10 protein-coding genes and 1 riboswitch are annotated in these 12,589 nt (G+C 34.1%); all 10 genes read right to left on the reverse strand.

Going from position 1 to position 12,589, the window contains the following annotated elements; genetic code table 11:
• Nucleotides 1–312: 312 nt before the first annotated feature.
• A complete protein-coding gene (locus BPMYX0001_RS11330; protein ID WP_018780565.1) occupies nucleotides 313–1,080 on the reverse strand; it encodes a DUF3959 family protein in 768 nt (255 codons plus the stop codon).
• A gap of 385 nt (nucleotides 1,081–1,465) precedes the next feature.
• The gene (locus tag BPMYX0001_RS11335) at nucleotides 1,466–2,386 is read right to left on the reverse strand and encodes a macrolide 2'-phosphotransferase (protein ID WP_006094989.1); all 921 of its coding nucleotides are present in this window, start codon (nucleotides 2,384–2,386) and stop codon (nucleotides 1,466–1,468) included.
• A gap of 106 nt (nucleotides 2,387–2,492) precedes the next feature.
• Entirely contained in the window at nucleotides 2,493–4,025 is a 1,533-nt protein-coding gene (locus BPMYX0001_RS32310; RefSeq protein ID WP_006094990.1) for an alpha/beta hydrolase, read from the reverse strand.
• Nucleotides 4,026–4,353: 328 nt separating this feature from the next.
• A complete protein-coding gene (gene tenA / locus BPMYX0001_RS11345; protein WP_033798902.1) occupies nucleotides 4,354–5,043 on the reverse strand; it encodes a thiaminase II in 690 nt (229 codons plus the stop codon).
• A 178-nt stretch (nucleotides 5,044–5,221) separates the two neighbouring features.
• A riboswitch (TPP riboswitch) is annotated at nucleotides 5,222–5,328 on the reverse strand.
• 180 nt (nucleotides 5,329–5,508) lie between these two features.
• Nucleotides 5,509–6,231: an MBL fold metallo-hydrolase gene (locus BPMYX0001_RS11350; protein WP_006094992.1), complete on the reverse strand. Its 723-nt coding sequence runs from the start codon at nucleotides 6,229–6,231 to the stop codon at nucleotides 5,509–5,511.
• Nucleotides 6,232–6,400: 169 nt separating this feature from the next.
• On the reverse strand, nucleotides 6,401–7,426 hold the full coding sequence (locus BPMYX0001_RS11355; RefSeq protein WP_033797637.1) for a homoserine dehydrogenase: 1,026 nt from the start codon (nucleotides 7,424–7,426) through the stop codon (nucleotides 6,401–6,403).
• A gap of 187 nt (nucleotides 7,427–7,613) precedes the next feature.
• Complete coding sequence (locus BPMYX0001_RS11360) at nucleotides 7,614–8,855, reverse strand: esterase/lipase family protein (RefSeq protein WP_006094994.1); 1,242 nt, start codon at nucleotides 8,853–8,855, stop codon at nucleotides 7,614–7,616.
• A 250-nt stretch (nucleotides 8,856–9,105) separates the two neighbouring features.
• The gene (locus BPMYX0001_RS11365; RefSeq protein WP_033798903.1) at nucleotides 9,106–9,786 is read right to left on the reverse strand and encodes a lipoprotein BA_5634 family protein; all 681 of its coding nucleotides are present in this window, start codon (nucleotides 9,784–9,786) and stop codon (nucleotides 9,106–9,108) included.
• Between the two features lie 97 nt (nucleotides 9,787–9,883).
• The gene (locus BPMYX0001_RS11370) at nucleotides 9,884–11,827 is read right to left on the reverse strand and encodes an ABC transporter permease (protein WP_033798904.1); all 1,944 of its coding nucleotides are present in this window, start codon (nucleotides 11,825–11,827) and stop codon (nucleotides 9,884–9,886) included.
• Nucleotides 11,802–12,572 carry an ABC transporter ATP-binding protein gene (locus BPMYX0001_RS11375; RefSeq protein ID WP_016131456.1) on the reverse strand — a complete coding sequence of 257 codons (771 nt, stop codon included), beginning with the start codon at nucleotides 12,570–12,572 and terminating at the stop codon, nucleotides 11,802–11,804. Before BPMYX0001_RS11375 ends, BPMYX0001_RS11370 begins: the two co-directional genes overlap by 26 nt.
• Between the last annotated feature and the right edge of the window lie 17 nt (nucleotides 12,573–12,589).

Raw genomic sequence — 12,589 nt, forward strand, 5'->3', positions numbered from 1 at the left:
CTCCTCTTTAATCCCTTCTAAATTCAGTGCAATTTCATATATTGCTTGTAGCTTCCCTTCTACAGGTTTATTTTCAGCTTTTTGTATATAGTAAATTGTCATTCCTAAACCTACAGAAACTATAATACTTGCAATGGCCATATTACTTAATTTTCTCATAGTATTCTCTTCTTATCATTAATCATATATTCTCTTCTACGTGAAAATTCCCAATAATTAAGATGTTTAATATATTAAAGTGAAAACCCGCAATACCCCATCGAATTGTATACAGGGGCGTTGCGGGTTCAAATATTTGTATAAAAACATCCTCTATGCATTATAACGATTTCTTCGTCGTTCCATCCTTGTTTGTCCTTGCATTGTTTCAACTTCATGATGTTGCTGCTCTGTTTGCGTTGTATGATACGTTGCTGTCTTTTCTTCACGATTTGGTTCATACGTACGTGTTTCTTTTGAGTTAGAAGATTTTCTACTAAACTTTGGCATCTTCACTTTCAACCTTGGTAAACTCGGAATACGAATTTTAAAATTCGGTTTAATTCGTTTCTTTTTTTGTTTGAATAGATTTGTTTTTTCTTGTTTTTCATTGATACTACCACGCTTTAGCATGTTGGCAAACAATCCACCAAGTAAAAATCCAACTACTAGCAAAAGTAAATACAGTCGTTCTGAAGTCAATAAGTTCATAATACGTCCAAGAACGACTAATGATTTGGCTTGTTTAATATCCCATAATAAGCCACCCCATAATGCCAGTAACCCTAAGGTAATTGCATAGGTGCGGAACCGGAATAATAATGGAATTACCGCAATACATGCAGCGATTTTTGCGTTTGCTAGTAAAGAACTAGTTGTTACGTATTGATTCCAAATTGCGAGCAAGAACGTGATAAATATAGTGTAAGCGAGCCAACTACATATTCGTGAATACATTCGTTTTGCATAATAGCTTCCAAAACTCGTGAAAAACAATAGTCCTCCTAAATAAAATGACAATTCAAGAGGAATTTTTTTCATAATACCTGCAATGGGGAACAGGAAGCTGAGTACCATTAAAAGCACATCAAGTTTCTTCAAAACTCTCATCCCTTTCAGTTTTCTATCTTTCTTCTATATAACAAAGCAAATTTTTTGTTTTTTAGCGTATTCCTCACTTCCACCAAATTATAGTGTATATGCATGCAAATAATAACATTCCTAAAAAACATCTTAATCCTACTTGTACCAAAAAGTAAACAAAAAAACAAAACTATAATTGACAATAGAGATCTAGATTTGTATAAAGAAATGACAAATCCCGCTATTTGTAAATTAGCGGGATTATCAAATTATCCTATTGTATATTTAACGGACTTTCGCATCTTCAAACGTGTGATGGACAAGAGCTCAACAACTTGGATATACCTTTTTATATAATTATATCCCCCCCTCACAACGCAGCCACTTTACACAATAGAATTTATTATTTCTCATTCACTCCCAAAGCCCCACGCGCCATCTCCATATGTGCCTCTTCCTTTGTCTGTAGTGCAAACAATCCAATCATGACCGGATAAGCAGCGCCAAGTTCGATAATATGTTCAAGCATTCTCGGCCAAACTTTTCCTCCTGCTTTTTCATATTCGTTTAATAATACTTTCAAATTGTCCTCTCCAAAGATTGTGAGATACAGAGTAAAGTCAGTAGCGGGATCTGTCACTTTCGCCTCTGTCCAATCTAGCAGGCCTGTTACTTTGGTATTTTCATCAACTAAAATATGCGGTGGATGTAGATCACCATGAACAAATGCAGAGTACTTTGGCCAATACGATTCATCCGCAAGCCATTTTTGCCAACGCTCCCATAGTTCGGCTGAAACACCAAGTTGTGATTTTATTTGATGCATTCTATCTACTAACAATCGCTTTGCTTCAGCAGGTTGAAGAACTTCAAGTCCATGTTTAGTAGCCTCAACATGATTAATTGAATGCAACGCAACAAGTGATTCGGCTAACGATCGAATAAACGTCATAGAAGGGGGATTATTTTGAATGTGCCACACATAATTTTGTATTTCTAAATCAATAACAGCAGCAGGATTCCCCTTTACTAATGGATAAGCAATTAATTCTGATGTGTTGATTTTCCAATTTGGTACTGCAACAGGTACATATTTTTGAACAAGCTCAAGTATTTTCCCTTCTAATGCCCCTCTTTCAATGACATCAGGTCTTCTCGGTTTCCGAAGAACCCATGAAGCGCCCTTCTCATCAGTAGCAAATACAACTTGAAAGTCCATTCCTGATTCATTTAATTCAGCGCTTTCTTTATTCAATGGTAAACCATTTTTTTCAGCGATTTTTAAAATTTCTTCTATACTTTTCTGTTCATTTGCATTTGTCATCTTTAAACACCCCTTTAAAATTCTTCATATAAGCACAAAAAACACAGGCTAATTCCCCATGTTTTTTGTAAACGGAATGCGCTCTCACAAATATACTGTACTATTTTCATTTGGCTCTTCCTTGCACCCAAGTAGCAATGTCATTTATAACATACTCAGGGATATTGGCAGGACTATTATATTCATCCGGTTTACTTAATTCCCCATCACCTTCTGTAAAGAAGTGATTTAACTTTGGATATAGTCGATAATCTACGTTATCTCGCTCTTTTAATTGTTCTTTCCAAAGAGGAATTTCGATTTTTGATTGAACTTGATAGTCTCTTTCTCCCTGAATAATAAGAAGAGGTGTCTTTTGTTCTTTGGACATTTCCGCTGCCTTAATTTTACGAATAGAATCCCAAAATACAGGTGATCCTAAATAAAAATCTTTTGGAGGATTCTGACTAGAGAAGTTAGGATCATTTAATAATTTAAATTGCTCTTTGTAAAATTTATATTCTTCAGGTTTCATTCTTCCAATAGAAAAAAGATAATCAAATTGATCTAAAACAACATCTTGGATTGTACGAGCTGGTCCTCCCATTACAATCGCCCCAGCAATATTTTGATTTTGGTCTTTTTCGATCATTTGCGGAACCATCATTCCACCTTGACTATGACCAAGAATATAAATTTGATTCTTGTCTATCATAGGTTCATTTTGAAGAAAACGAGTGGCAAGAAGTGCATCGTCCGTTGTCTCTTTATCAACTGTATAAAAAGGACTAAATTGCGTCTTCAATCCATGTTCATAGGTTCGTTTATTATAGCGAAGGACAGCAATTCCTTTTGAAGCAAGACCTTCAGCTAAATCGCGAAATGGTTTTAAAGCAAATGCAGTTTCATCTTGATCGCTTGCTCCAGATCCTTGAACAAGGATAACCACTGGGAAAGGACCATTTCCCTTTGGAACAGACAATGTTCCTGGTAATGGAAACGCGCCACTTCCGACTACTACTGCTTTTTCAACAAATGATTCAGGCTTACTATATGATGGACGTTCTGCGACAGGACTAAACGACATGCTAAATTGAAAATCATCTATTTTTCCAGATGGATCTAATTTAATTAGTAAAGGCACAGTAAATTGTTCAAAAACTAATCCAATCTCTACATTTGTATGAACGGAATTTGTCTCTTTTTGTTTTATCTCTCCAATTCCAATAAAAGAACCTGCTTGTAATTGTACTGGGAGTCCCTTCCAATAACTCTCCAGCCATTTTTCAGATATTATCTTCTGTAAAGATCGAGAAGTTAAATCAAATGCAGATTTATAATTTTCAGCATGCATATCACGAATAAATGTAAGAGTAGTAGATATAACAGGATTTTCATCATCAACATTGTCTATTTCTTTTATATTTGTGTTTGTTTCCTTTAATGTCGAAATAAATTGGTGGTTGAACGGATTATTATATGTATTGGCATAAAAACTTGTTTTCAATACATCCATATTCCTCCCCTCATACAAACTTGAAGGACTCGCGAAATTTTTAGGTGAAATTACTTCCTCCGCATATGAAACAGAAGGAATACTTATCACACAAATTGCACTAACGAGTAAAAAATTATTTCCTATTCGTTTTCTTGTTTTCATATTTATTGATCCCTTTCCAAAATTAAATTTTTTTAATAGAACACCCCAATTATTGTAAGTGGAATAAAAAGTGTCAAAAAGATTAATAATCTTCTTTACGATTACCCTCTAACAAGTTAAAAAGGAATTATAAACAAAATTCAATAAAAACCATCTTCTCCCTCTTTTTTATTGTGTAATTTTTTTATAATATGTAATCAATTAATCACTAAAATTAATTTTCCTAAAACATAGAATATAGATATTATTATTTTGTAAAAAAAAATGACTAAACTAAGTTAGTCATTTTCTATACTCTCGCATGCTTGATGAGAGACATATCTTTTCATTATAAACTTACATCTTCTACTTGTTCTTCCACTGGCCACTTTTCTAATGTGTAAGCCATCTCCCAAAATGAATACTCATATTGACTGCTAATTACAAAATGCTGTTTCATTCGCTTACGATCAGCTTCTGTTACTGTTTCAGCAATGGCATCTAATCTAGCAATTTGCTCTTCTACTAAAGTACGGAACCAATCAGAGCCATATGCGGAAATCCATTCTTGGTAAATTGGTTCTTCAGGTTGACATTCCTTGAGTCGCTCACCAATTTCATAATAAAGCCAATAGCAAGGCAAAATTACTGCGATAACATCCCCGATATGCCCATCATATGCAGCGCGATACATATGTGATGTATACGCATAAGCCGTCGGTGCAGGAATGAACGATTCTTTTTCTTCTTTCGTAATTCCTAGTTTTTTAGCGAAATTCTCATGCAGTGATAATTCCGCTTGATATGTATTTTGTGCATGGTGCGCCATACGGGCTGTCGTTTCTAATTCAATAGCTTTTGCTGCTCCTAACGATTGGATTCTTGCAAAATGACTTAAATAATATGAATCTTGCAAAACGTAATAGCGGAAACTAGCTAAATCTAATATGCCGTCTCCTAGTTTTGTTACAAATGGATGATTAAAACTTGCTTCCCAAATTGGATTAACTTCTTTACGTACTAACTGTGAAAATGACATGAAAGACCCTCCAATAAACATTTTAATAATAAAAATGAAACAGATTTCTTAACCAATCGCTCGTTAACGACTAGACTACAGAGATTTACTTCAAATAGGTGCACAAAAATAAAAAAGCTTTCTTTACACACACGTAAAGAAAGCGGACTGGACATCATCAATATTTTAAAAATATCATCTTCTGTCACTTCCACTTCCCTACGCTGGTATTACCCAGATCAGGTCCTAAGAGTTTCAAAAATATCCTTTGATCTCAGCCTATAAAAGGCCCCCCTAGTGGATAGAAATAAACTATTTAACTTTGATACTTATCATAACATAATCCATATAACTATCAAATATAATTTGAACGTTCGAACTTCATAAAGTAAAACTTTATAAAATGGGGTATTCTTCATCATCCCTTACCAGTCGGGCTTTTATGGGCAATTTATACTGGATAAAATACGAGTTTGCATAACAACATTACTTTTCTTTTCTTACTAATGTTTCAATCTGCTCCTTCGCATTCAAATCACAAACACCACCGTGATAACAAATTATCCTCTCAATATCAAACTCTAAAAATCTTCTAAGTGATTCTGTAGCTGTTTCCATATCTGGTGTCGTATGTGGAACTGGCCCTTTTAGTTTTCCTTCAACACATACCATCGCGTCACCTGCAATTAATGTCTTATACTTTTCACTATATAAACTAATATGCCCCGGAGTATGTCCTGGTGTATGAATCACTTCAATGCCTCCGAGAAATGGAAGTCTTTGTCCATCTTCTAAGGTTTGATTTACTTTTGCTGTTGGAGGATTTTTATATAAAGCTTGCACAACATCTGGAAGTGCCGCCCATTTTTCTTCACTCATTTTATTTGGATCTCCTTTAATAAGGGGTAACTGTCCTTCAATATAAGGTTTGTCTAATCCATGGGCGTACACTTCAATAGAATGATCTGCCTTCTGCTGTATTTCAGGAAGACTTCCAATATGGTCTATATCTTGATGAGTTAAAATAACTGCTTGTAATTGTTCAAAAGGCACACCAATACCAATCATTGCATCGCGAATCCCTTCTAATTGACCTGGCATACCAGTATCGACTAATAGAGCTTCTTTTTCATCCCAAAGTAATGTTGGATTTAATTCAAATCCTTGAATTTTCAATTTCAAAACCGCTAGACCGTTTTCTATTTTCATACTACACGTCCCCCTCGATACATAAATTAGTGAAGTTATTTCTCTTACTAAAATGTATCACCCTAAGGGTTTGATGTCAAATGTTAAAATTTTAATTATAACATAAAAATATTTATTTGTCAAGTTGATTATTATCTTTTTCATTTTAATTGAAGACTATATTTTTTCATCATACATCTTTTCGATACAAATTAATTAAATCTTTCAAAGCCGCTGCCGCTGCTCCTCTTGGGCTTGAAGCTCCTCCGGTTGAAGTAACTTTCCCCATCGTATCAGTATGAAAAGTGATTCCTTTTTCTGTTCCATTTACATGAGCCAATGGATGCCCTTTCTCTATTTCACGCGGGCATACTTCAAGTTTAAGATTTCCTGAATGATCTTTATATGCTGTTGCAATTAGTTTTAGAGATTTACCTTGTTCTTTTGCTTTCTCTATATCTTGTTTTGTAACATCCTCTATACCTTTTATAGATATACAATTCAATGAACATTCTGCTTGCAGCAAACTATTTGCCAATAATAAAAGTTTACAAGCACTATCCATTCCACTTATATCTAATGAGGGGTTTGTTTCAGCTATCCCTTTGTGCTGTGCTTGATGCAATGCTTCCTGGAATGTTACATCTTCTTCATACATTTTTGTAAGAATATAATTTGTTGTTCCATTTAAAATACCTTCTATACTTTCAATTTGACATCCTGCTAAACTGAATTGTCCAATATCTAATGTAGGGAGTGCAGCAGCAGTTGCGCCGCTATAATAGATACGTACGTTTGCGAGTTTTGCTTTTTCTTTTATTTCTTTCCATGCGTTAACAAGTGCTCCTTTCGAAATAGCTACTACATCCATATGGTTTTCAATCGCTGTTTCAATGTATGTTCTTCCTGGTTCACCAGTTTGAAGATTAGTTGGTGTCGATTCAATTAATACAGTACCAAAAGGAAACTTTTCACTTTTATCAAGTGGATAGTGTTTGGTATACTTCTCTAATACATGAGAACCAGTACCATAAGTTAATAATTCTTTAATATGTAAACCTTTGTCATTATAAAGATTGACTGTACTCCCAATAATTCCAGTAAAAACAAGTTCGATGCCGTACATCTCTTTTATATATGAAGCTTTCTCAAATACCAATCTTACAAACTCTTTTCCAACAGTTCCATATCCAGATATCACCACGTTAACTCTCATATCATCACCTCGGACTATCATGCTATTTTAATGTTAACTCCATTATACTTCGAAAGTAAAATACAATTCACGAAGTAAAAACTCCCTCAGAATAATCTGAATTCCTATTTATATTTCGATATAAATAGGAATTCAGTCCCCCACGCTATTCGTGGACAGTAAGACCCCCAATGATTACAGTTTTACTTTATTTTGGTAAATTGGATAACTTTTCAGCAATTGTTCGGTAAAAAGCATTAATATCAGAAAACCCTAATGAGTCCGAAACACTTAGTCCAACCATATCAAGGTGATCCCAGTTTTGTTTTGTCTCAATATGGTTCCATTTTCCAAGCTCTGGTGTGTCATTATTATTTATAATCGTATCAGTTGATGGTCCCACCATTGAACTTGTATTCACTACACCATCATTTTGCCACCAAGATGAATCGATGAATGGACGATTCTGTTCGTATCTTGCATATGCCCCTAAGAAAATTGCATTTCCCATTAGTGTCTTATTCATTGTAATGTGCGGAAAATGGATTCCCGTTATAGGTGCGGCTTGTGTTGCATGTCCGCTGTAAGAGAAATAATATACATCTGGTTGCGCTTTTACCCAGTCATTTAATTCCTTCGCTCCATCTGTACTTAAATCCCATTGACTTATATCTTTCGTATCCTTCAAAATGGAACTATTTAAGACACGGTTTGAATATTGATAAAATGACTCCCCAGCTTTCTTTTTAATTCCCCATTGATCCAATTTAAAGTCGTATAGTGATAGATTGTTATTTTCTCCGATTCCAGCAGTTGCGACGAGTAATTGCTTTACAGCTGGTAGAAGTAAACTTCCATCTGCAAGGGTTGTCCCGTTGTGAGGTGTTGCCAATGTCGTTACACTATGAACATATGATTTTCCGCCCTGGAACAACGGAGACACCTTCACATCTACATGCTGTTTTGCATAATCCCTCTCTTCTTGATTTCCTTCTTTTAATATTTGAACAAGTGTACGTATCGTTTGACCACCCATACTATGTCCTACTAAATGAACCTTATTTGTCTCACTCCAATTTCGGATAAACCCTGTATATGTTCTCCCATATCGATCATGTCCATGTTTCTCAGCATGAGCCGCTCCATAATCTACTGTTCCCCCATTAATTTCAGCATATAACTCACAAGCACGATCCCAGTTACTTGATAACGGTCCAACAGCAGCGGTATGTACACTGTATCCATCTCTCTTTAAATTCTCTTGAATATCATGTACACCCCCCCAATACTTTACGCCCAATAATTCATCTCTTCCCCACCCTGTAAAGCCATGTACCAAAATAATAGGATTGTTATTTTTCTTTCCTTCTTCCGCATGTGTTGGTACTGGAATAATTACACTCGAAGCGATAAAACATAAAATTAAAAATCCCAAAAGTAATCTTTTCATTTTACATCCCCTTTTCTTATTCTATACCTCCCCAATAAAGCGTTTTCATTTCGCTCCTTTCTCTATGTAATAGAAAAAAAGATCCACAAAGATATACCAACGCAATTAGCAATGGCTATATAGTGTGGATCTCCAATTCTCTATCACAATTATTAACTTAAAGATACTGTAAACTATCTTATCTGAATTGTCTATTAATTATGGAATATTACATAGTTGATAAAGTTTTGTTGACAATTTCCTTTTCTTTTTAACCCTCATCCTCAAAAGTAACAAATTTGACCGATATTAATTTATGAAAATCTTTGACTTGTCTTTTCATCTTTAAATATTCATTCACTAATGTATTGTCTGTTGACATTTTAGGCTTTTCGTAGCCTAATGATTTTTTCAAGTGAATAAGTTGTAATTTTGTTTTATTCGCTTGTATTTCTTTATATACGTCATTTCTTGCAACGATAAGATACCATTGAGATTCGTAGTCACGAGAGTTTCCAATCCAAGCATTACTTTCATATTGAACTGGTATTGTTTTGTCATTTAAGTCTATACTTTCTATATCTTCTTGATCTTCATGTGTAAATACTAACGAATGGCCTTTAGGAATGGTTGGTAATTTTTTTATTGAAATATAATATAAGCTGTTATTTACATCATTAGTCCGAAAAATTTTATCTTTAATCATAGCTTGAGCTGTAGATTCATCTATAATCAGTACTTTATTTTCACCCATGCTGCCTGTTTTTACTTCAAACACCTCTTTTTCTTTTATATTTTCTTTGTAACGTGTAAAAATTGGTAATGTATATTGTTCGTCTCCAATCATTATTATTCCGTTTGCAGGTTGTGTATTCTCCTTAGATTTAGAACAAGCACTTAGGCTTATTATGGCTAGGACAATTAACATAAAAATCGATACCGTTTTTTTCATTACGACTCCTTTCGTTATACGAATTAGTTATCAAGTATACGCTCTAAGGTGAGACTTTATTTCTCTATAATATAATCAAGCCCTATTCATAGTGCTTTTACTGATCCATAGTTCTATAAAGTTTTTGGAGGTAACGCCAACGAGTCATAAAAAAATATAAGATTTGTATACATACAAATGAAATTAAGATGATAATTGAACTATTTAAAATAGAAAAATCCACTAATTGTTGCAGTGCAGTGTATGCGACTGCAGTATGGATTACCGCAACAATAATTGGTAAAAAGAACATGATTAACAACTGTCTTGTTACAACACCTTTTAGTTCTCGCTTGCTTAATCCCATTTTTGAAATCATTTTATATTGTTGCTGATCCCGATCTAAATCTGTATATAAACGGAAATAAATAAAGCTCGCTGCAAATGTAAAGAAGACAATTCCCACTAAAACACTTGCCATAAGTAACAATCCGTTTGTTTGTTTCGCTTGTAACCACTGCAACGTTAAAGCAGCGAAATAATAATTACGCTCTTCACCATCTCTATCTCTATCTAGTATGTTATTTAATTGATGTGAAATTTCTTTCGTTTTCATCCAATCATCTACAACAAATCCGTAAATACGTTCTTTAGAATGTGGTACATCTTCACGGTTAATGAAAGGAATTTTATCATAAACATCATCTTGTACTGCAATTAAAATATTTTCTACTTCATGTGGTAAAACTAAATTCTTTACAGCTTTTTTTACATGAAATGTTTTCATCCAATCCCCATGAATCACTTCAATTTCTTTTTTAAATTCACCATCTTTAAACTCTTGTTTTTGTGCTATCCATCCTGGTACTAACAAAATCTCATCTTCTCTATCAAGCGCTTCCCTTTGATAACCAAGAGCTTTCGCAAGATCATTATATTCACTTAATTTCATAACAGAGACATTACTTTCTGTATATTTAGTAGAGGCAGAGCCCATTCGATAAGGAATATTTGCCTCATTAAGAGATTTCTTAATTACAGAAAGATGCTCATTTTCCATCTTATTTTCTTCAAAACTCATATACGTAAACGTATACGGATTGGTCATTCTTGATAGTTCTTTATTTCCAAGTGCAGCAGTAGTTCCGATTGCGGTGAACGCGACTGCCGAAATAATAGATACAATAAAAAACATCGTTGCATTATCTTTCATTCGATATATCAGCTCTGAAAACGTCAATATATTTGTTTTCTTTAAAAATAAAGATTCTCGCCTTTTGGCAGCTTGCAACAGAAAAACACTGCATTGCGTATACAGAAAATAAGTACCGATTATAACCAATAACACACCTAATCCTAATAATGGAAAAGAGATAATTCTTCTAAAGTTAATATAAAGTACAATTCCATATCCCGAACTGATACTAACAAATGATAGAAGCGATAAAATAATAGAAGATTTCGGTTCAGGTTTTGGTTTTTCTTCTGCTTGAATGAGTTCCACAAGCTCTGTTACTCTTATCATTTTAAAAGTAAACAGTGATACGATTAAAAACAAGAAAATAAATGTAATAATAGTTAATAGTACTGCTTGAGTTGGAATATAGAAAGGTAGTCCATTGTTAATCATTAAAATACTCGCACTAATGAGCAGTACTAATTTTGAAAATATAAGGCCGATCATAATACCTATAAAGATTGAACCAAATCCAATTAACATATTTTCAATGAGCACTAACTTCTTTAACTGCCTCATCGACATTCCTTGCATCATTAAAATACCAAATTCTTTTTTGCGTGTTTTTAAAAATGAGCTTACTGAATATAAGATAAAGAAAAATGAAAAAACAAAAATCAAGCCCTGTGAAATTCTAAACCCAATTGTACCGAGTTCACTTATCGTTTCACTTGTCGATTTCAACTCACCCGTTAAATTAGGATGAAATAACAAAAGTGCATACGTAAAGAAAATCATGATAGAAAATGTACTACTTAAAAAATGAGCGGCGTATGTCCGTTTATTACGAAAAACATTATTAAACGCGAATTGACGAAAAGTCATGCCTTTTCCCTCCTAACAAAGAGAGAACATCCATAATCTTTTGGTAAAAAGCTTGTCTACTTTCACCGCAGTAAATTTCATTATACAATTCACCGTCTTTAATAAAGATAACGCGACTACAATAGCTCGCTGCATATGGGTCATGAGTAACAAGCATCATCGTTGCACGTTCTTTCTTGTTCAGTTCTTCTAACATACCCATCACATCATTCGAAGACTTAGAATCTAAGTTTCCCGTAGGTTCATCCGCTAGTAACAATTGTGGCTTATGAATGATTGCACGAGCAATTGCGGTTCGCTGTGCTTGACCACCTGAAATTTCATATGTTCTTTTATGCAAAATATCCAGAATGCCTAACTTTTCTGCAACTTCTTCCACCCGCTTATTCATTTCCTTTACAGCCACTCCATCTAACGTCATTGGCAACACAATATTTTCTTTTACGGTAAGCGTACTGAGAAGATTAAATGACTGAAAAACAAATCCTAATTGTTGACGACGAAATAATGCTAATTTTTCAGATGATAACTGAAAAGGATTCGTTCCATTTATTAAAATTTCACCTGATGTTGGTGAATCAATCGTCGATACCATATTTAACAATGTTGTTTTTCCACTGCCAGATGGTCCCATAATACCAACGAACTCACCCTCTTGAATAGATAAATCAATATCAGTAAGAGCTTTATAAGGAACTTTCCCCTTATATACTTTACTAATCCCTTTCGCCTGCAATATTTCCATACCACATTCTCCTTTCA

It is taken from the genome of Bacillus pseudomycoides DSM 12442, assembly GCF_000161455.1.
Taxonomy (GTDB): Bacteria; Bacillota; Bacilli; order Bacillales; family Bacillaceae_G; genus Bacillus_A; species Bacillus_A pseudomycoides.